A 24,374-nucleotide genomic window follows, 5' to 3' on the forward strand; every position below is an offset into this window, starting at 1 on the left:
CTAAGGTCCCTCGTAGTAGGTCGCGTCATCTTGCAGGAGCTCCGGCTTCGGCAACGCCGCTGCCTGCTTCTTCGTCCCTGGCAAGACCTCGAACCAGTTGTCAAACTCGACCATCGTCGACGCTAGCTGCGAAAGCACCTGCGCATTGCCGGCCAGCTTTGCCTTTCCGGCAGAGACCTTGTCTGACAGCTTTGCCGCACCGATCATTATGTCCTCCAGCTCTCGGCGGTCGATGGTGATCGTCAGATCGGCGTCGTCTGCCTGATAGCCGGCGATCGTCGTCAGCGTCGCATTGCTCATTTCGACGACGAACTTCTCGCCGTTGTCGGGCGTCGACAGGTTGATCTTGAAGCGCATTCCCTCGGCCTTGCGGCTGTCCATCTGGATGGCCGGATAATTGAGGAACTGCTCCGTGCCGGTGCCGCGAATGAAGTCGGGACTGCCCGCCTTTGCCGCCTTCACGGCGATGACGCCGTCCAGCCGGTATTACCCTTGATGAACGATATGCTTGCAAGGTCGAAGCCACGAACCTGGTAGATTCCCGGAATAACTTCGAACAGGGGCCATACTCCATGTTGAGGAGAGCCTGACGCTGCAGCGATGGGTGGATGCTGTCGAAGTCCTTTCCTGGCGCATGCAGGAAATGCAACGACGTTGTCCGCCTTACCTGAAGCAGCCGATGTGAGGATGCCTGCCCGGTGCGCGGCTTGGCACGGTTGCAATCAACGCCCGGGCGACTACCTTTTATACGACCCACCCTGCGCTTAGCAGCGAAAAGATGACCGGGAGCAAGTCATGTGCCGAAATATCAAACCCCTGTTCAATTTTGATCCCCCGGCGACGGACGAGGAGATTCATGATGCCGCCCTTCAGTTCGTGCGCAAGCTGAGCGGGACGACAAGGCCGTCGAAACGCAACGAGGCCGCGTTCGAGCGCGCGGTCGGCTCGATCGCGGCATGCGCTCGCGAGCTGCTTCAATCGCTGGAGACGTCCCAGCCAGCTCGCGATCGCGAGGAAGTCGCTGCAAAGGCGCGTGCGAGAACCGCGATGCGTTTTGCGTAGGAACGACCTGCCACGTGCAGGCATCGTCCGAGGGGTGCCTTCGTCTCAGAAGGCGACGCCCTCGCCGGGGGCGACCTTTTCGATCGGCATGGCAGAGGCCATCTGGCTGGCGCCGACGCGTGAACCGTGGATGTAGCCCTTGCCGCCGGCAATGGAGTAGAGCGGCATATAGTCGGGCAGTCGCGTGTCCGGCAGTACCTCGTCGCGCATGTTGTCGAGAATGAAGCGGTTGCCGTTGACGGAAACGGACAGGATCGCGTGGTAGAAGTGCCGCTTCTGGTCGAACAGCACGACCACTGCCATATCCCCGAGGTCGATGCCCTCGGCATGCAGGGCTGCCATCTTCAGGATCGCGAAATCTTCGCAATCGCCCTGCTGGCGGGCAAGCGTCTCGGCCGGCGTCGCCCAGTAGTCGGCGACCTTGTAGGTGTCGATGTCCCGGCGGTAACGGATCGTGTGGTTGACGGTGGTGTTGACCGAATTCATCTTGTCGCGGATCGAGGCCTGCGACGACCTGGCAAAGGCTGCCTTGATGGCCACGGCCGCATCGGAGCATTGCCCGGCGCGGCAGGCGATCGCGGTGCCGTCGTTCATATCGGACAGCGAAGGGGCAAGTCTCTTGAGCGCGGCAAGGCGCTTGAACGGGATGGCGACCGATCCGAACACCGCGCCGTCCGATGGAGCCGCCGCAACGGAGCGACGGACCGCCTGGGATGCCGGGGTCTCGCGCGTCCATCCGGCTGGTGCAGGCTCCAGTGGTTGCGCCAGGGCCGCAAGGTCCATCGAGCCGACTGCGCGCACGAGGCCGCGTCCCGCGGCGCCGAGCAGATCGGCAATGCCGCCGATGCTCGCGCTCTGTGCCAGTTCGAGACCGATGCTCGTCGAAAATGAAGCTAAGTATAGTTGGCTGGAAGATTGCGTATTGTATAGATTTGATGCAGAGGCTGCGCCAAACGAGAAAGTTGAAATTGCCGCTGCAAATGTAATAAACGAAATTACTTTTGATTTTATTGTTGTTTTCATGGGGCGTAAGTTCTCCCTGTTCGGAAGAAATGTACGAAATAGCTATAAATATGAGGTATTTAAGCGTAGATAACTTTGGACGAAATTATACGTTCAAAAAAGCAGAAAATTTTAGTGTTTCCATCAACCAAGTTTGGGTGAAGGGTTTGCTTTCGGCTGCCGCCTGTGCAGATATGAGGCCAGAAAAATGGCCGTTCCAGGCGGCATCGACAGGGTTGGGGAACATCGTGACAGCGGATCGGACGGGGCAGGCGCGGAACTCGCATGGTTTACGGCGGGCGCAGCAGGCATCGCTCCTGAATGCCCGCATTGGGGTGACCTCCGTCAGAAGGCTCCTCGCATCGCTGGTCGTCGTCTCGTGCGGCATCCTGGCCGCGTGCCAGTCCGATGTCGACGGCATCGCCAAGAATGTGAAGACCAACGACGTCAAGCCGCCGTCCACCGAGGTCGAGGAAACGTTCGGGGAAAGCGGCGCCGAAATTACGCTGCTGCTGCAGAAGGGGCCGAGTGGTCTCTATGAGGGCGCGTCCCGCGATATACGCGACGGTTCCGCGCTGAGCGTTGGAGAGCTCGGCGGCAACCAGGCATTCGTGAAGGTCGTCGACGTGACGGGTGGCGCCGCCGGCGTGCCCGCGGCGGTCGCCGCAGCCAAGGCGAGAAATTCCGCACTGCTCGTCAGCTACGTTCAGCCGGCGGTTGCCGCTGCCATCGCTGCGATGCCGTCCGACCAGCGGCCGCCCCTGATCAATCTCGGTGCACCCGTGCCGGCGACAGCGGGCAATGTCTACAATCTCGTGTCCGATGAGGTCGACAGCGCGCTCGAGGGCGTGCGCGCGTCGTTTGCCAGCGGCCACAAGAAGGTGATGGTCTATGCCCAGAAGGATTTGCCCCAGGCCGGCGAGATGCAGATTGCCAACGCCATTCGTGCCGCCGGCGGTACCTTCGTCGGCATCGCCCGTTACGATCTGACCGATGCAGCTGCCGCCGACGCCGTCCAGAAAAGCCGGCCGCTCCTGCAGGCCGCCGATACCGTCCTCATTCTCGGCCGCACGGCGATCGCCACCACCGTCGAAGGTGCCATCAAGGCGGGCGGACAGGGCAATCTCAATTTCATCGGCACCAGCGCCTGGCCGCCGCAAGCCTATGCCGAACCGACTGCCAAAGGCACGCTGATCGCAATGGTCGAGCCCGAGGGCGCCTCGCTGATCGCCGATCGCTATCAGCGGCATTACAAGCGCCCGCTGTCGACCGATGCGGCCTATGCCTACGACGCCGTCGCCATCGCCTCGGGCATCATCCGCACCAAGGGACCGGAAGGTCTCAATGCGCAGAACCTCACCAGCAAGGTCGGTTTCCGCGGCGTCACGGGCCTCTTCCGGCTGACGCCCACCGGTCTCGTCGAGCGTCGGCTGAGCCTTTATGCGATCAGCGGCGGCAAGCTCAACGTGCTCGCCGCCGCTCCGGCGTCGTTCTGATCCGGGCGACCTCCGATATCAGGGAACAGCTGCCGCCGAGGCGAAAAACTCCTCGGGGCTCTCCACCTCGATCAGCCGCTTCCGTTCGATCTGCCAGAAGCGATTGCCGACGGTGCGGATGAAACGCCGGTCGTGCGAGACGAGCAGGCAGCTCGCCTGCTGCGTCATCAGTTCGGCTTCCAGCGCTTCCTGGCCCTCGATATCAAGATGGTTGGTCGGCTCGTCGAGCAGGTAGAAGTTCGGGTTGGCAAGCCTGAGCGCCAGCATGCCGAGGCGGGCCTTCTGTCCGCCCGAAAGCCGGCCGATCGGCTTCGCCTGCATCTCGATCGTCATGCCGGCACCGGCAAGAAGCGCCCGCGCACGCTGATCGCCGACGTCGAAGCGCCGGATGATCATCCGCATCGGCGTTTCGCTGTCCGAAAGATCGGCAAGCGCCTGGTCTCCGTAGCCGAGCACCAGCGATGGCGTCGCCTTGATGTCAGCCTGTGCGGGATTGCTCCCCAGCACGGCCGCGCGCAGCATCGCAACGAGGCGGCTCTTGCCGGCTCCGTTTGCACCAAGAAGGACGATCCGGTCGCCCTGGCAGATGAACTGCTTTCCGGTCCGGAAGAGAGGTGTGCCGTCGGGTATCGCCACGACGGCGTCTTCCAGCGCCAACAGGACCTTCGCGTGCGTTCCGCGGTTGGCGAGCCGGATGGCACCGGACGAGCGTTCGAGATGTGCCGGCTTTGCCGCGTCCTCCAGCCTGTCGGCCCGCTGCTTCAGTTGCTTGGTTTTCACCACCAGGAGGTCGCTGCCGGAGTTGATGCCGATGTTGTTGAGCTTGGCCGCCTGCTGGCGAAGCTGCTGCGCGGTCTTCATATCGCGCTGGTAGCGTCGCTCTTCGGAGGCGTCCGCCTCAGCGAGTGCGGCGCGCGCCGGACTGTAGGGCAGGGTGAAGACGGGGGAATGGTCCGGGCGCAGGAACAGCGTCCGGTTCGTCGTTGCATCCAGAAAGGCGCGGTCGTGGCTGGAGATGATGACGGGCATGTCGCGCGGCAGCGCATTCAGCCATTCTTCGAGCCGCGTGATCTTGCCGAGATCGAGGTGGTTGGTCGGCTCATCGAGCAACAGCACGTCCGGCTCGGTTACCCAGACCCGGGCGAGCATCGCCAGCCGCTGCCAGCCGCCGCTGAGCTGGCCGACGGGCCGCTCCCTGAGGTCCTCGGGAACCTCCAGCGATTCCAGCGCCACGTCGACGCGCCAGCTTTCGTTCGTCTGCTGGTCGCCGGCCAATGCCTGCTGGACGGCCTGGTGGAATGGCAGCGGCAGGAGGGCAGGCGGCATGTCCTGCTCGACGTGGCCGATCGTCAAGCCGCGCGCGCGCGTTACGTCGCCCTCGGTGGCTTCCAGCGTGCCGGCAAGGCAGCGCAGCAACGTCGACTTGCCGCGGCCGTTTGCGGCAACGAGGCCGATGCGGTCGCCGCTGCCCACAGCCAGGTTGAGCTTCGAAAACAGCGTCGTGCCAAGGGTGACGCCGAGATTGCGGATATTGATGAGTGTCATGAAACCTGCCCTGGTCTTGCGAGCGAGCACGGCAGCGAGGGCCAGCGGCCTTCATCGCGTGCGTATGCTCAAGCTCGGTGGATTCTGAGAAACGCAGTCGAGCGACGGCTCGGATCTGCATTGCCACGAGGGGCAGACCAGGAAGAGATTTGCGAGAAACGGTCTCTGGTCAGCCCTGCAAACGCATCTGCAGGGCGTTGACGGGGCCACGCTGGCGGTTGAACCGGAAATATGTCTTCACGCGCAGCCCTCCTTTCCAAGTGGCCATGAATTAGCATCGGCAGAGAGAATTTTCAACTGTGCTGTTCGTAGGAGGTGACCAGGAAGATATCGTCCGCCTCGATAGTGCGCAGGATGGTGCCGCCGTCGCTGCGGTAGATCTGGAGTTCGCAGAGAAGCCCCGCCGCCTCGAACAGAATGATGTCGACGAGGGGGCCGTAGGGATCGGGCGTGTCCTTGTCGTCGAAATAGGCCGATGCGATGGGCCGGGCGAGGGCGCCGGCCCCCGGATCGGCCTTGTCGCGCGGCCGCAGCCGCAGAGAGCCGAAGTCGTCGATCGCCGCGGCGCGGTAGGTCTCGATATCCCAGGCCGGCGCCACATTGCCTCGGGAGGCGTGGCGCACCAGTCGCTCGATGATCCGCTTTTCAGCGGCGGTCAGCTCTCTCCACGTCACCGTCACGAAGCTGCTTCCGACATGGTTGACCGGCCTACCGTTTCAGGCTTCCGAGGATGCCGCGGACCAGAGCCCGGCCGACTTGCGTGGCAACTGTGCGGGCAACGCTCTTCATGGCCGCCTCGACCACCGTTTCCCGCTGGTAACCGGCCGAGCGGGAACGGCCCTGCTGGGCGGCCGGCTTGTCGTCATTGTCGTCGTCGCCGAAGCCCGGCAGCGTCCAGCGGCCGGAAGCGCCGCCTTCGGTCGGCTGGTTCTGCTGCGCCTGCTTTGCCGCGTCGGAATCGGAGGCTTTTTTCGCCCTGGCGGCAAGGATCTCGAAAGCGGATTCGCGGTCGAGATCCTCGTCATAGACCCCGATAACCGGGCTCTTGTCCATGACCTGCTGGCGTTCCGCATCGGTAAGCGGCCCGACGCGGCCCGACGGAGGGCGGATCAGCGTGCGCTCGACGATCGAGGGCGAGCCCTTCGCCTCCAGCGTGGAAACCAGCGCTTCGCCCGTGCCGAGCGTGGTGATCACGGTGGCGCAATCGAAGGCCGGATTGGGGCGGAAGGTGTCGGCTGCCGTCTTTACCGCCTTCTGCTCGCGCGGCGAATAGGCACGCAGCGCGTGCTGCACGCGGTTGCCGAGCTGCGCAAGCACGGTCTCGGGTACATCGAGCGGGTTCTGCGTCACGAAATAGACGCCGACGCCCTTCGAGCGGATGAGGCGAACGACCTGTTCCACCCGCTCGGTCAGCACTTTCGGCGCATCGTTGAACAAAAGGTGTGCTTCGTCGAAAAAGAAGACGAGGTTCGGCTTCTCCGGATCGCCCACTTCAGGCAGCTCCTCGAAAAGTTCGGACAGCAGCCACAGGAGAAACGTCGCATAGAGCCGCGGGTTCATCATCAGTTTGTCGGCGGCAAGCACGGAGATCTGGCCGTAGCCGCGGTTGTTGGTGCGCATGATGTCGGTGATCTTGAGCGCCGGTTCGCCGAAGAAGTGCTCGGCTCCCTGCTGTTCGAGGACCAGCAGCCCGCGCTGGATCGATCCGACGGATGCCTTCGAGATCAGGCCGTACTGGTTGGACAGCTCGCTGGCGTTCTCCGCCATGTAGTTCAGCAGCGACGAGAAATCCTTGAGGTCGAGCAATGGCAGCCCGCCCTTGTCGGCGATCTTGAACGCAATGTTGATCACGCCTTCCTGCGGCTCCGACGCGTCCATCAGTCGCGACAGAAGCAGGGGGCCCATCTCGGCGATGGTGGTGCGCACGCGATGGCCCTTCTCGCCGAAAAGGTCCCAGAAGATCACCGGGAACTGATCGAACTCGTAGTCGTCGAAGCCGATCTGCTCGGCGCGCTTGGTGAGAAAGTCTTTCGGCTCGCCCTTGGCGGCTATGCCGGAAAGGTCGCCCTTGATGTCGGCGCAGAAGACCGGAACGCCGGCGCGGGAAAAGCCCTCCGCCAGCACCTGAAGCGTCACGGTCTTGCCGGTGCCGGTGGCGCCGGTCACCAGTCCGTGGCGGTTTCCGAACTTGAGATCGAGATATTCCGGCTTGTTGATGCTGTCATCCGGCTTGCGGCTGACGCCTACGAAAATCTGGCCTTCCTCGAGCATTTCGGAACTTCTCCTAAGACGGTTGGCGCCCTTGCGTCAAAATGCGGAGCGCGGTTTCCGCATGGTCATTGTAATATAGATTGCCTGTTATAAGCAGGGAGTTCGGTGGGGACAACTGTCTGCACCAAAAGGAAAACTGGGATATGGCCTGCTATAGCGGCGGGCGGCTTGAGTTGCCTGACAAAGTCGATTAACGTTGACGTGAACGTCAAATAAACAGGAGGCTGACGATGAATGAAATGGTGGATCAGATTGCCGCGCGCGTAGGCATCCCGGCCGACGTGGCGGAGAAGGCGGTCGGCATGATGCTCGGCTTCCTGCAGCGCGAAGCAGCCGACGGCCCGGTCGCCAAGATGATTGAAGCCATTCCGGGCGCTTCCGAACTCGTCGCCCAGTACAATGGCGAAGGCCAAAGCGGTGGTGGCGGCCTCCTCGGCAGCATCATGGGAGCGCTCGGCGCCGGCGGTGGCGTCATGGCGCTCGGCCAGCAGCTGATGTCCGAGGGCCTCGGCATGGGCGAGATCACCACTCTTGCCAAGGAAACCATTGCAATCGCCGAGCAGCACGCCGGCAAGGATGTGGTCGACGAAGTCGTGGCGTCGGTCCCCGGTCTCAGCCAGTTCGTCTGAGGCGATCCGAATTGAACCAGGGCGACCGGCGGATGTGGTCCGTCGGTCGCCGCCCGGGCGCTTGCATATCGGCGCTTGTCTATGAGTGCTTGATTATGGGCGCTGGTCGCTGCCGAGCAGGCCGAGCCAGACTGCCGATTGGTCGCGGGCAGTTTGCCTGTCCGTGTCGTCGACAAAATCCGAACCGCAAAAATGCCCGATGGCTGCCGTGTCGTCTTCGGCAGGTTGCGGATGCCTTGACCCGGCGATGACGTGGCGCCAGGCGCAGCCGAGGATGCGGTTCTCGATGATGGCGTCGTCGCAGCCTGTGCTGAGGCACAGGGCAACAGCCCGCTCGCTCTGGTAGTCACCGCCGATGGCCTTTGCGTAGGTCTCGCTCCAGCTTGCGCGCGTGCGCCCGCAGCGGCTCGGCGCGGTGCTTTGGCTGCAGCTGGTTTTCGCGACAAAATCGCCAGCCGCCGGCCAGTCGGCAAACTCTGCCAGACTGACGCATCCGCAGGCCAGAAGAGCGGCGGCAACCCACTGCAATAGCAAACCCCATTTTAGCGCAGCCATGATGGGCCACGGGAATCACCGCAAGCCTTGGCTGAATCTAATACGTGATGTCTGTGCTTGCCAGAAGCTGTTTTCGCCACTGGACGGGGGTACCGGTCGGGAAGCGCGTCAATGCTTGCTTTTTGTTTCGCGCGCGAGCTTCAAGATGACGTCGTCGGCCGCATCGGCCAGAGCCATGGCAATCTCAGCCGCCTTCCATCCCCTCTTTTCGCCATTGCGGATAAGTTCGAAGAGCATGGGTTCAAATTCGGATCTGCAGGTCTCCATTCGCTGATCGGAATTGGAGCGATTCTTGGAAGATTGAATATCAGTCATCTCAATACCCCAGATTTAGAGGGTAGATTTAGCAAGGCGGCTGAGGAGCGCAAGTAAATATGTTAATCGAGCATTAATAATTCGATTATTTGAGCCATTTCAACCGCAAATCAATGGAAACCTAAGAAGGGCTCGCCGGGGTTTGACGAGCCCCGCCTTCTTTGTCGCACTGGAAAAGCAACGCGGTCAGCGTGAAAACCTTGCGTTTGCCCACGCCGGCAGTCAACTCCTACTTATTTTGTAGGGATCGTGCGCACCATGTCCACTCTTTGAGTATTCACCGCAGAAGAATTATCGAAATTCTTCTTAAATGCAGAGGGTTGCAGTAGCCAGGAGAAAGAAATACACACTTCAGAGTGTATTTTATTTGATGCCTTTGGCTTGGTTGTGTATCGAGACGCCGAGCTCATGCCACTGCCGGCCGTCCCGGCGGATCAGGTCGTCGGCACAGGCGGGACCCATGCTTGCCGGAGCATAGGGCTCGGGCACTTCGCCGCTCTTTGCCCAGGCATCGAGGAACGGCTGAACGGCGGCCCATCCCGCCTCGATACCGTCCGCGCGCTGAAACAGCGTCTGGTCTCCGATAAAAAGGTCGTAAAGCAGGGACTCGTAGCCCGTCATCTTGCCGATGTCGAACTTGTCGGCATATCGGAAGTCGAGCGAGACCGGCACGGTGTCGACCGAAAGCCCTGGCGACTTGATCGACAATTCGATGCTGAGGCCTTCGTCCGGCTGCACCTGGATCACCATTTTGTTCGGCGGCAGGCTGCGCTTTATGCCAGTCTCGCGAAACTGCGCGAAGGGGACCTGCCGAAAGGTCACCACGATTTCGGTATCGCGTGCGGTCATCGCCTTGCCGGTCCTGAGATAGAAGGGCACGCCTGCCCACCGCCAGGTGTCGACGTAGAGCTTGAGGGCCACGAAAGTCTCGGTCTTGCTGTCGGGCGAGACGTCTTTCGTTTCCCGGAAGGCGGTGACGCTGTTGCCGTCGACCGCGCCGGCCGTATACGCGCCGCGCACGGCGTGGGTTGTGGCTTCGTCCGGCGTTGAGATGCGAAGCGCGCTCAGCGCCTTGCTTTTCTCCGTGCGAATGGCTTCCGCGCCAAATCCGTTCGGCGCTTCCATGGCGATCATCGCCAGCAGCTGGAACAGGTGGTTCGGGACCATGTCGCGGAGCGCGCCGGTGGCGTCGTAGAATTTGCCGCGGCTGCCGACATCGACGACCTCGGCGGCGGTGATCTGCACGTGATCGATATAGTTGTTGTTCCACAGCGCCTCGATCATCATGTTGGCGAAGCGCGCCGTCAGGATATTCTGCACCGTTTCCTTGCCGAGGAAGTGGTCGAGCCGATAGACCTGGCTTTCGGCGACCCTGCTCAGGATCCGTGCATTCAATGCTCGGGCCGAGGCGAGGTCGGTTCCGAACGGCTTCTCGATCGCGATGCGGCGGAACGAGCCGTCGCCTTCGGTGGTCAGGCCGTGCTCGGCCAGCTTCTCCACCAGGGTTCCGAAGAATTGCGGCGGCACGGCAAGATAGAAGGCCGCGTTGCCGCTCGACGCCGTCGCCAGCCGCGTCTTGATCTGGATGAAGATGTCGTCCTTGGTGAAATCGCCGGCAATGTACGAAATGCGCTCGCGCAGCCTCTGCCAGCCCTCGCTCTTTCGATGGGCGCCGCCGTCGTCGAGTTCGGAGAGAAAGCTGTCCAGCCGCGCGACCAGCATCGCATCGTCGCCCGGTTCGATCCCGACCCCGAGAATATGCAGGTCGTCACCGACCAGTCCGCTCTGGGTGAGGTTGATGATGGCCGGCACGAGGAGACGGCGCGTCAGGTCGCCGGTGGCGCCGAAGATGACCAGCGTGACCGGCGGGGTGGGGGCTGCTGCCATGATGATCTGCTCCTTGGGCCGCCGTCGATGTCAAGCGGTCAATGTAAAGCGGGGCGTCTGGCTGGCAAGGGGAAAGGAGATAGCGCGACGTTTCGCTCAGTTCTTCACCGCCACCATGAACAGCCGCGGGAAGCGCAGCAGCACTCTCCCGTCCGCCATGACGGGATAGGCTTTCTTCACCCGTGCGAGGTAGTCCGAAAGGAATGCCTCGCGATGCGCTTCGCCGGCATGGTCGAGATAGGGGCGAAGGCCCGTACCTTTCACCCACTCGACGATCGCAGCCGCATCCGCCATCGGATGATTGTACGCCGTGTGCCATATGTCGACGCGAGCCGCCTTGGCGATCAGCCGGCTGTAGTATGTGGACGGCGGCGGCAGAGGGTTTCGCCGCACGCTCCTTGCCTCGAACGCTGCCTTCCACGGCCCGGCGTGAGCCGTCTCCTCCATCAGCAGATGCGTCGGCTCGGTGAGGTTGTCGGGCATCTGCACGGCAAGCACACCGCCGGGCGCCAGGCCGTCCATCAACCGGTCGAATATATCGATATGGTTCGGCAGCCACTGGAAGACGGCATTGGCAAATAGCAGATCGACCGGCACATCGGGCTGCCACCTCGCAAGGTCGGCCTCGACGAAGGCGATGCCGGGCAGGCGCCTGCGGGCCGCTTCGAGCATGTTCGTGTCGCTGTCCAGTCCCGAGACGCCCTCCGCCCCGAACCGCTCGACGATCAGTTCCGTCGAATTTCCCGGACCGCACCCGAGATCGATGGCGCGATGCAAACTCTCCAGCGGAACCTGCGCCAGGAGATCGCGCGCCGGGCGGGTGCGCTCATCCTCGAATTTCACATACTGGCTGGCAGACCATGCCATCGGAACTCTCCATGGTTATGCGGCTTCGGCGATACGCTTGACGCGGACTTTGTCGATGTTGCGGCCATCGAGCTTCACGACCTCGAAAGAAAAGTCGCCGACGCTGATGTTCTCGCCTTCGTGCGGCAGATGGCCGAGCCGCCACAGGATGAAGCCCGCTAGCGTGGAATAACGGTCCGTCCCGTCGACAAGATCGGCATCCAGCAGCTTCGAGGCGTGGCGGATTTCCATCCAGCCGTCGACGGTCAGCGAACCGTCGTCGCCGCGCTCGATGGTCAGCTTCTCCTCGTCCTCGTCCGGGAATTCGCCGGCGATGGCCTCCAGAAGATCGGTCGGCGTCACCATGCCCTCGAGGTCGCCGTATTCGTCGAGAACGATGGCGACAGCCTCGCTGGAATGGCGCAGCTGTTCCATCAGTTTCAAGGCGCTGATGCTTTCATGGACGACGAAGGGCCGGCGGATGGAACGCTCGGCGTTGATCTCGCCATCGACGATGATATCGCGCAACAGGTCGCGTGCGTTGGCAACGCCGATGAAGTTGTCGAGGCTGCCGCGCGCCACGGGGAAGCGCGAATGGCCGAGATCCACGATGCGCCGCTGCAGTTCCGCCTGTGGCGCATCGAGGTCGAGCCAGTCGATGTCGGTGCGCGGCGTCATGATCGACTTCGCCGACCGGCCGGCAAGCGTCAGGACGCCCTGGATCATGTCCTTTTCCTCGGTCGAGAAGACGTCTTCCTCGGCGGTCTGTTCGGCAATCAGGTCCGCCGTCGGGCCGAGTGTCACCTGCGGCCGCTTGCCGCCGAGAAGGCCGAGAACGGCGTCCGCGGTGCGCTCGCGGATATTGGTCGGCGTGATCAGGCGTTCCCGGTTGTGTCGCGCCAGCTGGTTCAGCGATTCGATGATCACGGAGAAGCCGATCGCGGCGTAGAGATAACCCTTCGGCAGATGAACGCCGAAGCCTTCTATGATGAGCGAGAAGCCGATCATCATCAGGAACCCGAGGCAGAGGATGACGACGGTCGGATGCTTGTTGACGAAGGCCGTCAGCGGCTTGGAAAGCAGCAGCATGACGCCGATGGCAACGACGACGGCGATCATCATGACGGGCAGATGCTGCACCATGCCGACGGCGGTGATCACGCTGTCGAGCGAGAAGATCGCATCGAGCACGACGATCTGGACGATCACCTGCCAGAAAACGGCATGGACGAGCTTCTTCTCCGACGTTTCCACATGGCCCTCAAGCCGCTCGTGCAACTCCATCGTTCCCTTGAACAACAGAAAGAGGCCGCCGACGAGGAGGATGATGTCACGGCCGGAAAAGCCGAAGCCGAAGGCCGAAAACAAAGGCGTCGTCAGCGTCACGACCCATGCGATGGAGGCGAGCAGTCCAAGCCGGATGAAAAGCGCGAGGGCGAGCCCGATCAGCCGCGCCCGGTCGCGCTGATGCGGCGGCAGCTTGTCTGCCAGAATGGCGATGAAAACGAGGTTGTCGATGCCGAGAACGATCTCGAGCACGATAAGGGTCGCAAGGCCGACCCAGGCGGAAGGGTCGGACATCCAGTCAAAGAACATCAATGGTTCATGCAGCCGCGTCGGACGGGCCGCTCCTTTTCAGATGAAAACGTGAAACGCGGAAAGCGTCGGGCGCAAGCGACCGACGACGGACTACCGCAATGAATGGGGACGGGGCCGCGTCATGAGCGGCAGTTGTCAGCCTTGGGCCGGCACGATGAAAATCGCGCCGTCTACAGTGGTCGCCGCCATCGTCATCGGGAAGATCCCGTTCGGAATGGGCGGAGTTGGTACTGGAAGGGTCGCTGTCAGGCATACTGTAATTTTGAAGGTGAATGGCTGCGAACGCAAGAGGGAGCGCGAGAATTCGTCTGTGTGGGGGTGAGGCGCAGGATCTTGCATGGTGGCCGCCCGGGCAGACCGGACGGCCGATTGGCGGTTCAGGCTGCGAGAATGGTGTTGTCGTCGGTGTTGGCAACGACCGTCACGCGTTTCATCGTCTCCCCGGAGAGAGCGGTCCTGGAGGGGTCGCGGGAGCCGGTGGCTTCGAAGAATTCGGCCATCTCGCTGTCGATGATCGCCGAGAAGACCGCGGTCTCCGGTCCCGGATTGGAATAGCCGTGCGCCTGGTCGCCATCGATTCTCACGATGTCGCCCGCGGTCGCCTCGAATTCTTCAAGGCCCTGATCCGTCATGCGGCGGATTGTCAGCCGGCCTTCGATGATGCGGAAAATCTCGGGGCTGGCGTGCCTGTGCAGCGGCGTCCGACAGCCTGAAGGCACCGTGACGTCGAAGATGTTGAGCCAGGTTCCTTCCAGGCGAGCCCGCCGCTCGACTTTCTCGTCGGTGACGAAGAGGGCCTGCGCGCCTGACTGGGCATGCGTGTTTACAAATGAGTTGGACATGATGTCTCGCTTTTCTTTTTCTTGGCGGCGAGCCGGTTAGACCTTTCTCAAGCTCTTGGCAACCCGCCTGCGGTCATCGGTCACTGCCGAAACCGACCTCGCGGCATATGGGTTTTCCGGCACTGCCGTTCAAGCGGAAAGCGCTGTCCAGGCTTGGTTTCAGGCAGCAGGGAAGGTCCCCGGCGGCCGCGCCGGTCGCCTTCCCGCCGATTGTCGGCGGCGATCAGAATCGCGTGATCACGCTGATCCCCGTCGTCTCCGCCCTGTCGAGCGTCATCAGCGCCGGGATGCCTTCCTCGAGGCTGATCCTGCGGGCGATCAGCTTCTGCGGCGCGATTTTCCCGGCAGCAAGCATGGAGAGCATCGCGTCGTAGCGCCAGGCCTGCATGCCGTGGCTGCCGTAGATCTCCAGTTCATGGCCGATCACCTGCGACATCGGAATCTGCGGCGTCGCATGTTCGCCGAGCATCAGGCCGACCTGCACATGTCGCCCGCGCCGGCGCAGGTTCCTGATCGAGTTGAAGCACGTCACGGGGTGGCCGAGCGCATCGATCGAGACATGCGCCCCGCCCTTGGTGATGTCGCGCACGGCCTCCGGCACATCGGCCACCGTCGTCGCGTTGATCGTCGCCACGGCGCCGCACTCGCGGGCAAAGGCAAGCTTCTCGTCGGAGACGTCGATGCCGATGGCATTGGCGCCCAGCGCGGTGGCGATCATGATCGCCGAAAGGCCGACGCCGCCGCAGCCGTGCACGGCGATCCATTCGCCGGGGCCGGTGCGCGCCTGGTCGGCAACGGCCCGAAACGAGGTGGCAAACCGGCAGCCGAGGCTCGCCGCGGTCGCATCGTCGATGCTGTCGGGAAGGTGCACCAGATTGGTGTCGGCATAGTCGATCGCCACGTATTCGGCAAACGAACCCCAATGCGTGAAGCCCGGCTGGAACTGGTTGGGGCAGACCTGCTGGTTGCCGGAACGGCATTCTCCGCAATGGCCGCAGCCGGAGACGAAGGGCACGGTCACCCTGTCGCCGATCTTGAAGCGCACCACGCCCTTGCCTTTGGCGACCACCTTGCCGGCGAGCTCATGGCCTGGCACGTGCGGCAGGCGAATGTCGGGATCGTGGCCCATCCAGCCGTGCCAGTCGCTGCGGCAGAGCCCGGTCGCGCCGACGGCGATGACGACGCTGTCCTCGCCAGGGGTCGGATCGGGCACGTTGCGAATCTCGGGAGCCTTTTCGAAGGCGTCGTAGAACATGGCTTTCATCGCGGGTACTCCGGCTTGATCTGCTTCTTCCGGCGTCCATGATCGCATGTGACCGGCTTTGGTTCCAACTGCGGCATCGATGATTTTCGTTGATGCACTCATCGATCGCGTCGCCATCAGGCGCATGAATCTTGCCGAGAGCGCCCAATGTCAGGCACTTTTGTTGCGTAGCGTTTTTCGGCATGGATTTCCGCTTGACCCGGTCTTCGGCGGGGGATTTTGCTCTACGAACTTTTCAAGGAGAGTCTCATGGCAGTCGATACTTCGCCCCGTTCATCCACCTGGACCTACGTCGAGGGAGAGTGGCTTACCGGCAATCCGCCGCTGATCGGGCCGACCTCGCACGCCATGTGGCTGGCCTCGACCGTCTTCGACGGCGCCCGCTGGTTCGACGGCATCGCCCCCGATCTCGACCTGCATTGCCAGCGCATCAATCGCTCGGCGGTCAACATGGGCCTGAAGCCGGTGCACACGCCCGAGGAGATCGAGGCGCTTGCCTGGGAGGGGATCAGGAGGTTCGACGGCAAGACGCCGATCTACATCAAGCCGATGTACTGGGGCGAGCACGGTTCGCCGGGCAGCGTCGTCAGCGTCGATGGCGACTCCACCCGCTTCGCACTCTGCCTGTTCGAAGCACCGCTCGGCAACAACGCCCCGAACTCGCTGACCCTTTCGCCCTATCGCCGCCCGACGCCTGAAACGGCGATGACGGACGCCAAGGCCGGCTCGCTCTATCCGAACAGCGGCCGCGCGATCTCCGAGGCCAGAAGCCGCGGCTTCGACAACGCGCTGATGTGCGACATGAACGGCAACGTCGCCGAGACGGCATCCTCAAATGTCTTCATGGTCAAGGACGGCATCGTCTCGACGCCGATCGCCAACCGCACCTTCCTCGCCGGCATTACCCGCGCCCGCGTCATGGGCCTGCTGCGCAAGGCGGGCTTTGAGGTGCGCGAAGTCACGCTCTCCGTCGAGGACTTCATGAACGCCGACGAGATCTTCACTACCGGCAACTATTCCAAGGTGGTGGGCGTCAATCGCCTCGACGGGCGCGATTTCCAGCAAGGACCCGTCACCCGCAAGGCGCTCGATCTCTACATGAACTGGGCTTTCGGCCGCAGCGAAAGCGGCGAGTGACGGACGACGGCGCAAGCCGCGTCAACTGACAAGCGGAGCGATCCAAGCGGCGGAAACCGCTGTCGTTCGAGCATCGAGCCGGCACGGATTTGCGTGCCGGTCCGCGCATCCGGCAGTTGTCGCAACGGGCCGGAACATTTGTCCCGCGCCGTTGTTTAGCTCCTGTGCATACGCACGCAGAGGGAGCCAGCACATGTCCGACAAATCACCTTTCGACACCGATCGCGGCAACGGCGGCGAGACCCACCAGCACATCCCCGCCAAGGGGCCGCATGACGGTCTCGATCACCTGACGACAAATCAGGGCATCCGCATTTCCGACAATCAGAACAGTCTCAAGTCGGGCACGCGCGGCCCGACGCTGCTTGAGGATTTCGTCCTGCGGGAAAAGATCTTCCATTTCGATCACGAACGCATCCCCGAGCGCATCGTCCACGCGCGCGGTTCCGCCGCGCACGGCTACTTCGAGGCAACGGAATCTCTGTCCGATATCACCAGGGCCGACCTCTTCCGGCGCAAGGGCGAGAAAACGCCGGTCTTCGTCCGCTTCTCGACAGTCGCAGGCGGTGCCGGCTCTGTCGATACGCCGCGTGACGTGCGCGGCTTCGCGGTCAAGTTCTATACCAAGGAAGGCAACTGGGACCTGGTCGGCAATAACATCCCCGTCTTCTTCATCCAGGATGCGATCAAGTTTCCGGATCTGGTCCACTCAGTCAAGATGGAGGCCGACCGCGCCTATCCGCAGGCAGGCAGCGCTCACGACACGTTCTGGGATTGGGCATCGCTGATGCCGGAGTCCACCCATATGCTGATGTGGGCGATGTCCGACCGCACCATCCCCCGCTCGTTCAGAACGGTACAGGGCTTCGGCATCCACACCTTTCGCTTCGTCAACGATGCCGGCAAATCGACCTTCGTCAAATTCCACTGGCGTCCGAAGCTCGGCATGCAATCGACGATCTGGGACGAGGCGCTGAAGCTTCAGGCGGCCGACAACGATTTCCACCGGCGCGACCTCTATGAAGCGATCGCCTCCGGCAGCTTCCCCGAATGGGAGCTCGGCCTGCAGCTCTTCGACGAAGACTTCGCCAACAGCCAGCCCTACGACGTGCTGGATTCGACCAAGCTCATCCCGGAGGAAGTCCTGCCGCTGAGGATCGTCGGCCGCCTCGTGCTCGACCGCAATCCGGACAATTTCTTCGCCGAGACCGAGCAGGTCGCCTATTGTCCGGCAAACATCGTGCCCGGCATCGATTTCAGCAACGATCCGCTGCTGCAGGGGCGGCTGTTCAGCTATCTCGACACCCAGAAATCGCGGCTCGGCACCGCGAACTTCCACCAGCTGCCGATCAATGCGCCGAAATGTCCTGTCATGAATTTCCAGCGCGACGGGCAGATGCAGATGGCGGTGCCCAAGGGCAGGGCGAACTACGAGCCGAACAGCCTTGCCGCTCACGGCGAACCTGGCGGGCCGCGCGAATGTCCCGTCACCGGCTTCCACACGGATGAGGCTGCATCCCTCAGCCAGGAGCAGGGCGACAAGCTTCGTATCCGGGGCGAACTCTTTGCCGACCACTACAGCCAGGCACGGCTATTCTGGAAATCGCAGACGCCGTCGGAACAGGCCCATATCGCCTCCTCCTTCGTCTTCGAGCTATCCAAGGTCGCCCTCGAGGAGGTGCCCCCGCGCATGGTCGGCAACCTGCTGAACGTCGATCGGGACCTCGCCACGCGCGTCGCCAATGGTCTCGGCATCGATTTGCCGAAGAAGAACCCGGCGGCGCGGGAACCCATCGACATGGACCCGTCGCCGGCCCTTTCGATCCAGCAGAACATGAAAGCGACCATAGAAGGCCGCAGGATCGGCATTCTGATCGCCGACGGTACGGACGCCAAGGCGTTGGAGGCGCTGGTGAAGGCGATCCGGAACGCCAAGGCGACCCCCTTCGTCGTCGCGCCCAGGGTCGGCAAGGCGAAGCTCTCCGACGGCACGGTGGTGAAGGCCGACGGTCAGCTCGCAGGCTCTCCCTCGCAGCTCTTCGATGCAGCCGCCGTCCTGCTGTCGAAGGAGGGCACCGAGATGCTGCTGAAGGAGGCGGCGGCCGTCCAGTGGGTCATGGACGCCTACGGGCACCTGAAGGCGATCGGCCATACAGCCGAATCCGCGCCTCTGTTGCAGAAGGCGGGCGTCGAGCCGGATGCCGGCGTGGTGGCGTTGGACAAGGGCTTTGTGGACGCTGCCGCCAGGCGCTACTGGGACCGGGAACCGAAGCTTCGGACGCTTGCCTGATCGGATGAACGCGAAAGCCGCGTCAGCGGCTTTCGTCCTCCCGCGGTCGCACCAGCCACGAATAGGCCGCTCCCGCGACCAGCAGCACGCAGGTTCCGAGAAAGACCGCGCGCATGCCGATATGGCCGCCGACGAAGCCGCCGAGGACGGGTCCGGCCACCTGGCCGACATATTGCGACGAGACCGAAAAGCCGAGGATGCTGCCCGCTGCGCTGTCCGGCACGCTGTGGCGGATGACGGCCGAGATGCAGGGCAGGAGCCCGCCGAGCGCCACGCCCATCAGGAAACGCAGGACGATCAGCTGCCAGGAACTGGTCACGAAGGCCTGCGGGATCAGCAGCAGGCCGGCCACCGCCAGCGCGCCCGAAATCACGGGCCAGTGGCCGATCCGGTCGGCCAGCTTGCCGAGCCGCGAGGCGGACAGGATGGCACCCAGCGCCGCTGCGGACATGACGACGCCTGCGATCATGGTGACCTTGCCCTGATCCTCGACCAGTTGCGCGACATAGACGGTGATGATCGGCTCGATCGACATGTTGGCGAGCATCAGGAGAAGGCCGGTCGCCAGCATGGCGATGACAGGCCGCTTGTCCGGGATCGAGGCCCAGCCGCCGCTTGCTTTGGCCGCCTGTTTGCGGGCGGGGGATTTCTCTTCCCTGATCAGGAAGGCCGTCGCCAGAAACGCCAGGAAGATCAGCGCTCCCGCGGCCAGGAAGGTCCCGCGGATGCCGATCAGCGGCGGCAGTGCGCCACCGATCAGCGGTCCGACGAGGTTGCCGGCCATGATGCCCGATGCGAGCGTGCCGAGCGCCCAGGCGGAACGATCCTTGGGCGTCTGGGTGGCGACCAGCACCATGGAGCCGGAGGAGTAGCCGCCGGCCAATCCGACGAAGAGGCGCAGGGCGACCAGCTGCCAGACGTTGCCTGCCATGCCCATCAGCGAAATCGCCACCGTCATGCCGAGGCTCGCGCGCACCAGCATCAGCTTGCGCCCGTAGATGTCGCCGAGCCGCCCCCAGAGCGGCGCGACGAAAGCCGCGGCAAGGAAGGTCGCGCCGTAGGCGATGCCCGACCACTGTACGATAGCGGCGTGGTCGCTGACCCCCAGCTCCTCGACATAGAGCGGCAGGAACGGCAGCAGCAGTGTCATCGCGACGATCGTGGTGAACGAGCCGATCAGCGAAACGACCAGATTGCGCTTCCAGTGGATGGAGCCGGCTTCGGCGGCGGCTGCATCCCATTTCGTATCGGTCATTTCGTGGCCTTCGCATTGATCGTGTAGGTCAGTTCCGCCGCGCCGGACGAAACGATATGGTCCTTCGCCGCGGCAAGGAAATCGGCGCGCGTGAAGGCGTCGGGAAGAGTGAGTCGGTCGGTGTCGAGTGCATAGACCGTCACGCGATAGCGATGGATGCGCAGATCGTTCCAGGGCGGGCACGCGCCCATATAGCCCCCGTGCGGCCCATCCTTCAAGAAGGCTGCGAAGCCATTTTGGCCACGCCGGCCGTGCTCGGTCCTTTCCAACGGCAATCCGCCCTGCGGCATGCCGTCACCGTCGGCGCCCTCGGCAAGCCGTGTCACCGAGGCGGGGATGTCGGCCAGAATCCAGTGCGTGAACTCCATGCGCGGCAGATCGCGCGCAATCTCGGTGTCGTCCCTGTTCAGAAGCGAGAGATCGGCCGGTACGTCGGGGTCGGTCATGGCAAGCGCATAGGAGCGCGTGCCGGCGGGACCTTTCGACCAGGAGAGGGCCGGGCTCCTGTTCTTGCCCGCCGCCGCCTTGCCGTCGGCCGCGACGCAGGAGGCGTTCGCCGTCGGAAGCGAGCCTTCGTTGCTTTTCCCGAACGTCACCGAGATGTCCGCGGCCCGACTATCCGCCGCACCGAAGGCCAGAAGGGAGATTGCGGTGAAGATGGTCCTGATATGCATGAGCCTGTCCTTTCGTTTGACGGAAAAGCTCTAGCAACAAGGCTGACTGCACCGCGTACAGAAACGCTCAAATATCGAACAATTTCGCTCAAACATCGGCGGTTTGCTTGCCACTCGTTTCGCAACGCATTCGCTCTGCAAAGCGCCGCGGCGAGCGGTAGCCCGCCGCAAGCGCCGCCTCGCGGAGCGAAAGCCCGTCCTCGGCGAGCATCGCCTTCGCAAGGCCGACGCGGACTTCCGCCAGCAGGGCACGCAGCGACGTTGCCTCTTCGGAAAGTCGCCGTCTCAACGTCGCGTTGCTGGTTCCGAGTTCCGAAGCGACAGTGTCGGCCGTCCAGGCCCTGTCCGGTTGCCAGCGCACGAGCGCACGCACCGCATCGCCTGTTGTCTGTGCCTTGACGGGAAGGGCGCCACGCATGCCGAGAACCATCAGCACTTCCATCACCCGATGTTCGATCAGCGCCACCGGCAGATTGCCCGCAACGATCCCTTCGCCGGCGTGGTGGATAGCACTGCTGAGAGCCGCGTCGAGCGGAAGGTCGACCTGTGCGGCCGGGCGTTGCGGCGGAAGGGCGCGAGCCGCGCGCGCCACGAGTTCATCGGGAAAGTCGATGAAGATCGCGCGGTAGACGCCGCTTGCCGGATCCGGGTCGTTGACCACGTCGCCACGCCATCCGCCCGGCAGAACGAGCGCGGTGCCCGCGGCGAACCGCGACTGCCGTCCCATGCTCACGACGTCTTTGGAGCCCTCGACGATCGCGACGATGGAGGCGCGCGGAAAGGCGCAGCCGGCAATGCGCTCGCGCTCGCGGGTGACGAAGGAAAACAGCGCGGATGAGCGCTGTGCGCCCTCCGGCAGCGCCGGCGGCCGGTTGTCCCTTGCGGCAAGCTTCTGCAGCCGCTCCAGTATATGTTGAACGTCCGTCATGATCTGACCCGCATTCGATGATGTCGCCGATCCTGAACCATCGCTGCCCATTTTCCAAGCGCCAAGCCGATGCGGTTGTCGCCCGATGGGTCGCGTGTTATAAATCCGATTGCAAAATGCAATCGGATTATGGCCGCCACGACGCCGAAAGGATGTTGCCATGGACACCGACCGCCTGTCGCGGGAGCGAACCGTTCGCGCACTCTATGCGGCCTATCTCGAGGGACGCAAGGACCTCGCCGGGGCAATGCTGAGCGACGACTTCGTCTTCTCAAGCCCGCGCGACGATCATATCTCCCGTGGCGCTTATTTCGACCTTTGCTGGCCTTCGCCGCCGCCGTTTCGCGATATCGCAATCGAGTATATCGCGGTCGAAGGCGATGAAGCCGCCGTTTGCTACCGCGCCGAAAAACCCGACGGCAGCGCGTTCCGGAACATGGAAATGCTGCGCTTCAGGGGCGACAGGATCGCCTCTGTCGATGTCTATTTCGGACGGTCTGCCTAAGATGGCATCGACGCCCTCGCGCGGGGTGCGGCGAGGGCTGGCAAACGACGCTATTCGGCAGGAGCGATGTAAGCGGACTCTGCGGTCTCTGCGGAGCCGGCACCATTGGGCCGCAGCGAACGCTCGGAGATATCGATCATCGGCGTGTAGGTCGCCGTCGGCATCCTGATGTCATCGAGCGCCGGCGAAGAGGCGACGCCACCCGTACGCTCGCTGCGGGCCACTTCGAGCTGGCCCGTCAGGATCGCCCGCTCGGCACGCAGTTGGCGAATCTCCGACTTGGCGATCTCCAGGCTCGTGCGCAGCTGGCCGATCTCGTGGCGGTCGGAGTCCATGCGGGTATCCATGTCGCGACGCAAGGCGTCGGCATCGCGGTCGCGCCGGACGCGCAGGCTGTCGGTCTCACGCAGCTTCAGCGTCAGATCGTTGTTCTGCGTGGCGAGTTCCCGGCGCGCGTTCTCGTTTTCGGCACTGGAGGCGCGGGCGCGCTGCAGGTCCTCGGCGAGGCGTTCGGTGCGCGACAGCGTCGTCGCCAGCTCGGACTTGACGCGCTTCAGTTCGGCGCGCGCCGCCTGAAGTTCCTCGTCGGTCATCCTGTTGCGGCCGTTTGCCGTGATGAGCAGCTTTTCCACGAGTTCAGCCTTCGAGCCGATCGCCTCGTGCTTGGTGGTCAGGTGGGCAATTTCCAGGGCCGAGGACGCCTGCAGCGTTTCGAACTCGATCTCGAGGCGCTTGTGACGCTCTTCGAACAGCGACAGGTCCTGCTTCAGCCCGGCAGCCGCCATCTGCAGGTTGCGCACCAGCGCCTCCTGCTCCATCAGGCTGCTTTTCAGATGGCTGCGCTCTTCGTTGAGTCGCGCCATCTCGCGTGCCTGCACACCGTTTTCGCGACGCGACGTTTCGATCAGCAGGTGGTGCGCTGTTGTCTCGCCGTCGAGCTTTTCACGCGTGACGCTCAGCTCGCGGCTGCGCTGGTCGAGTTCCTGCTGGGCGCGCTTCAGAAGCGTCGAGGCTTCGTCGAACTGGATGACGCGGTCGCTGAGCTCGCGCTCGGCGTCGAAAAGACGGGTCTCGACGATGGTGAATTCTTCGCGGGTAACCTCATGTACGCCCTGCAGCTTGGTCAGCTCTTCGCGCAGTGCCTCGGACTCGGTGCGCAGCTGCGTGACGTCGCTGCGGAAATCCTTGTTTTCGGCGCTGAGCCGCGCGTTGTCCTGGTCGGCCTTCTGGCGGACGCTGCTCTCGTAATCCAGAAGCGAGCTGATCCGCGCGCATTCGGCCCGCAGGGCGCCGGTTTCGTTGAGAGACTGGCTGTGGGTGCCGAGCAGCGCAGAGACCCGGCCTTGCAGCGAGGTGAGGCTCTGCATCAGGTCTTCCGATGTGCGCTGGTTCTCTTCAAGCGCCGACCCGAAGGCGGAAAAATCGGCGACGTCCGGGATCGTGTAGCGCAGCGCCTCGCCAGGGTTCGGACGCTGATCGGCTATCGATGCCGGCCGGTAGCCGGCCGTTGGCAGTGCCCTGCCATCTTCACTGCGACGAAAAAAGCTCATGACCATGACGTGTGCCCCAAAAGTACTTTGCCAAAGACGCCGGCGAAATATGAAATACAGCCAATAAAGCCAGTCCAAAAAAAGACTGGGCTGATTCCTTAACTCCCATGCTCCGGTTGTATTTAGAAATGGCTATACGAAGCTGTCAAAATACGGCACGTGACAATCAACAGGGATTTGCCGGCCGACATCGTTTGGAGCGGGCGTGTGGGCTTTGAGCAACAGCCCAAACCGCGGCTATTCGTCGGCCCTTCTATTCGTCGGCCCTTCTATTCGTCGGGAAGCAGCCTCATGTTCTCCGTCTCGAGCTCGCTGCCGAGTTCGACCTTCTTCGTCTGCTTGTCGTAGACGCAGAAATAGCTGACGAAGCCGTTTGCACCTTTCGGCTTTCCGGTCACCAGCGCCACCCCGAAGTGCTCGCTTCCGAACGGATCGACGACGGCGTGGGGGAATTCGATCGCTGCCCGTGCGGCCGTTTCGCATTTCCCCTGGACCTCGCTCGCGAACTCGGCCCATGCGTCGCCAGACGAGGCGTGCGCGCCGGTCGCTGCAGTGAAGGCAGCTGCACCGAAGGTTGCGGCAAGGATGTAATACCGGATCTGATGCGTTCGCATGGACGAGCCCCCGTATTCCTGTCATCGGCAGAGGTCATCATGGTTGATTTGGCCCTTGCATGCCAAGCCCTTAGCGGAGGCAAATATTCCTCGTCGTCCATCTTTTTT

General features: G+C 63.0%; 24 protein-coding genes. 8 read left to right on the forward strand and 16 right to left on the reverse strand.

The features are described from left to right. A complete protein-coding gene (locus ASC97_RS02805; RefSeq protein ID WP_057466808.1) occupies positions 1–462 on the reverse strand; it encodes an alkyl sulfatase C-terminal domain-containing protein in 462 nt (153 codons plus the stop codon). 333 nt (positions 463–795) lie between these two features. Here ASC97_RS02805 and ASC97_RS02810 point away from each other — a divergent pair, with 333 nt between their 5' ends. Continuing rightward, the gene (locus ASC97_RS02810) at positions 796–1,062 is read left to right on the forward strand and encodes a DUF2277 domain-containing protein (protein ID WP_057466809.1); all 267 of its coding nucleotides are present in this window, start codon (positions 796–798) and stop codon (positions 1,060–1,062) included. Positions 1,063–1,107: 45 nt separating this feature from the next. Here ASC97_RS02810 and ASC97_RS02815 read toward each other — a convergent pair whose 3' ends face one another. Then, positions 1,108–1,863 (reverse strand): transglutaminase-like cysteine peptidase, encoded by a 756-nt coding sequence (locus tag ASC97_RS02815; RefSeq protein ID WP_244481383.1) that lies wholly within the window; start codon positions 1,861–1,863, stop codon positions 1,108–1,110. 34 nt (positions 1,864–1,897) lie between these two features. Here ASC97_RS02815 and ASC97_RS35015 point away from each other — a divergent pair, with 34 nt between their 5' ends. Together ASC97_RS35015 and ASC97_RS02820 are read left to right on the forward strand one after the other, a co-directional pair. Then, positions 1,898–2,158 carry a hypothetical protein gene (locus ASC97_RS35015; RefSeq protein WP_244481384.1) on the forward strand — a complete coding sequence of 87 codons (261 nt, stop codon included), beginning with the start codon at positions 1,898–1,900 and terminating at the stop codon, positions 2,156–2,158. 154 nt (positions 2,159–2,312) lie between these two features. Next, positions 2,313–3,560 carry an ABC transporter substrate-binding protein gene (locus tag ASC97_RS02820; RefSeq protein ID WP_057466995.1) on the forward strand — a complete coding sequence of 416 codons (1,248 nt, stop codon included), beginning with the start codon at positions 2,313–2,315 and terminating at the stop codon, positions 3,558–3,560. An 18-nt stretch (positions 3,561–3,578) separates the two neighbouring features. On the opposite strand, the gene ASC97_RS02825 is transcribed toward ASC97_RS02820, so the two are convergent. From ASC97_RS02825 to ASC97_RS02835, 3 genes are all read right to left on the reverse strand, one after another. Next, positions 3,579–5,105: an ABC-F family ATP-binding cassette domain-containing protein gene (locus ASC97_RS02825; RefSeq protein WP_057466811.1), complete on the reverse strand. Its 1,527-nt coding sequence runs from the start codon at positions 5,103–5,105 to the stop codon at positions 3,579–3,581. 293 nt (positions 5,106–5,398) lie between these two features. Continuing rightward, the gene (locus ASC97_RS02830) at positions 5,399–5,785 is read right to left on the reverse strand and encodes a DUF6984 family protein (protein WP_057466812.1); all 387 of its coding nucleotides are present in this window, start codon (positions 5,783–5,785) and stop codon (positions 5,399–5,401) included. Between the two features lie 28 nt (positions 5,786–5,813). Continuing rightward, positions 5,814–7,376 carry a helicase HerA-like C-terminal domain-containing protein gene (locus ASC97_RS02835; RefSeq protein ID WP_057466813.1) on the reverse strand — a complete coding sequence of 521 codons (1,563 nt, stop codon included), beginning with the start codon at positions 7,374–7,376 and terminating at the stop codon, positions 5,814–5,816. A 230-nt stretch (positions 7,377–7,606) separates the two neighbouring features. Here ASC97_RS02835 and ASC97_RS02840 point away from each other — a divergent pair, with 230 nt between their 5' ends. Next, positions 7,607–8,005 carry a hypothetical protein gene (locus ASC97_RS02840; RefSeq protein ID WP_057466814.1) on the forward strand — a complete coding sequence of 133 codons (399 nt, stop codon included), beginning with the start codon at positions 7,607–7,609 and terminating at the stop codon, positions 8,003–8,005. A 93-nt stretch (positions 8,006–8,098) separates the two neighbouring features. Here ASC97_RS02840 and ASC97_RS02845 read toward each other — a convergent pair whose 3' ends face one another. Beyond that, complete coding sequence (locus tag ASC97_RS02845; RefSeq protein ID WP_057466815.1) at positions 8,099–8,560, reverse strand: hypothetical protein; 462 nt, start codon at positions 8,558–8,560, stop codon at positions 8,099–8,101. A gap of 111 nt (positions 8,561–8,671) precedes the next feature. Between ASC97_RS02845 and ASC97_RS33745 the strand changes: the two genes are divergently transcribed. Then, entirely contained in the window at positions 8,672–8,932 is a 261-nt protein-coding gene (locus ASC97_RS33745; protein WP_156390304.1) for a hypothetical protein, read from the forward strand. Between the two features lie 306 nt (positions 8,933–9,238). Here ASC97_RS33745 and zwf read toward each other — a convergent pair whose 3' ends face one another. From zwf to ASC97_RS02875, 5 genes are all read right to left on the reverse strand, one after another. Next, entirely contained in the window at positions 9,239–10,762 is a 1,524-nt protein-coding gene (gene zwf / locus ASC97_RS02855; protein ID WP_057466817.1) for a glucose-6-phosphate dehydrogenase, read from the reverse strand. 96 nt (positions 10,763–10,858) lie between these two features. Next, on the reverse strand, positions 10,859–11,629 hold the full coding sequence (gene tam / locus ASC97_RS02860; protein ID WP_057466818.1) for a trans-aconitate 2-methyltransferase: 771 nt from the start codon (positions 11,627–11,629) through the stop codon (positions 10,859–10,861). Positions 11,630–11,644: 15 nt separating this feature from the next. Continuing rightward, positions 11,645–13,204 carry a TerC family protein gene (locus tag ASC97_RS02865; RefSeq protein WP_057466819.1) on the reverse strand — a complete coding sequence of 520 codons (1,560 nt, stop codon included), beginning with the start codon at positions 13,202–13,204 and terminating at the stop codon, positions 11,645–11,647. A 380-nt stretch (positions 13,205–13,584) separates the two neighbouring features. Continuing rightward, positions 13,585–14,052, reverse strand: coding sequence for a cupin domain-containing protein (locus ASC97_RS02870; protein WP_057466820.1), 468 nt, complete (start codon positions 14,050–14,052; stop codon positions 13,585–13,587). 220 nt (positions 14,053–14,272) lie between these two features. Continuing rightward, positions 14,273–15,313: a zinc-dependent alcohol dehydrogenase family protein gene (locus tag ASC97_RS02875; RefSeq protein WP_057466996.1), complete on the reverse strand. Its 1,041-nt coding sequence runs from the start codon at positions 15,311–15,313 to the stop codon at positions 14,273–14,275. A gap of 249 nt (positions 15,314–15,562) precedes the next feature. On the opposite strand from ASC97_RS02875, the gene ASC97_RS02880 reads away from it, so the two are divergent. Both ASC97_RS02880 and ASC97_RS02885 read left to right on the forward strand, forming a co-directional pair. After that, positions 15,563–16,450, forward strand: a complete 888-nt coding sequence (locus ASC97_RS02880) for a branched-chain amino acid aminotransferase (protein WP_057466821.1) — start codon at positions 15,563–15,565, stop codon at positions 16,448–16,450. 193 nt (positions 16,451–16,643) lie between these two features. Continuing rightward, positions 16,644–18,740, forward strand: coding sequence for a catalase (locus ASC97_RS02885; RefSeq protein WP_057466822.1), 2,097 nt, complete (start codon positions 16,644–16,646; stop codon positions 18,738–18,740). Between the two features lie 22 nt (positions 18,741–18,762). Here the strand turns inward: ASC97_RS02885 and ASC97_RS02890 are convergent, their stop codons facing one another. The 3 genes from ASC97_RS02890 to ASC97_RS02900 all read right to left on the reverse strand — a co-directional run bounded on the left by ASC97_RS02890 (position 18,763) and on the right by ASC97_RS02900 (position 21,597). After that, on the reverse strand, positions 18,763–19,995 hold the full coding sequence (locus ASC97_RS02890; protein ID WP_057466823.1) for a multidrug efflux MFS transporter: 1,233 nt from the start codon (positions 19,993–19,995) through the stop codon (positions 18,763–18,765). Then, complete coding sequence (locus ASC97_RS02895; RefSeq protein WP_057466824.1) at positions 19,992–20,669, reverse strand: YbhB/YbcL family Raf kinase inhibitor-like protein; 678 nt, start codon at positions 20,667–20,669, stop codon at positions 19,992–19,994. The genes ASC97_RS02890 and ASC97_RS02895 overlap by 4 nt, the downstream gene beginning before the upstream one ends. An 88-nt stretch (positions 20,670–20,757) precedes the next feature. Continuing rightward, positions 20,758–21,597 carry a helix-turn-helix domain-containing protein gene (locus ASC97_RS02900; protein ID WP_057466997.1) on the reverse strand — a complete coding sequence of 280 codons (840 nt, stop codon included), beginning with the start codon at positions 21,595–21,597 and terminating at the stop codon, positions 20,758–20,760. A gap of 160 nt (positions 21,598–21,757) precedes the next feature. Here ASC97_RS02900 and ASC97_RS02905 point away from each other — a divergent pair, with 160 nt between their 5' ends. After that, positions 21,758–22,102, forward strand: a complete 345-nt coding sequence (locus ASC97_RS02905) for a nuclear transport factor 2 family protein (RefSeq protein ID WP_057466825.1) — start codon at positions 21,758–21,760, stop codon at positions 22,100–22,102. Positions 22,103–22,152: 50 nt separating this feature from the next. Here the strand turns inward: ASC97_RS02905 and ASC97_RS02910 are convergent, their stop codons facing one another. Both ASC97_RS02910 and ASC97_RS02915 read right to left on the reverse strand, forming a co-directional pair. After that, complete coding sequence (locus ASC97_RS02910) at positions 22,153–23,658, reverse strand: hypothetical protein (protein ID WP_057466826.1); 1,506 nt, start codon at positions 23,656–23,658, stop codon at positions 22,153–22,155. A 263-nt stretch (positions 23,659–23,921) separates the two neighbouring features. Then, positions 23,922–24,266 carry a hypothetical protein gene (locus ASC97_RS02915; RefSeq protein ID WP_244481385.1) on the reverse strand — a complete coding sequence of 115 codons (345 nt, stop codon included), beginning with the start codon at positions 24,264–24,266 and terminating at the stop codon, positions 23,922–23,924. Positions 24,267–24,374 lie beyond the last annotated feature (108 nt).

This window comes from Rhizobium sp. Root1203, from assembly GCF_001424945.1.
GTDB lineage: Bacteria > Pseudomonadota > Alphaproteobacteria > Rhizobiales > Rhizobiaceae > Rhizobium.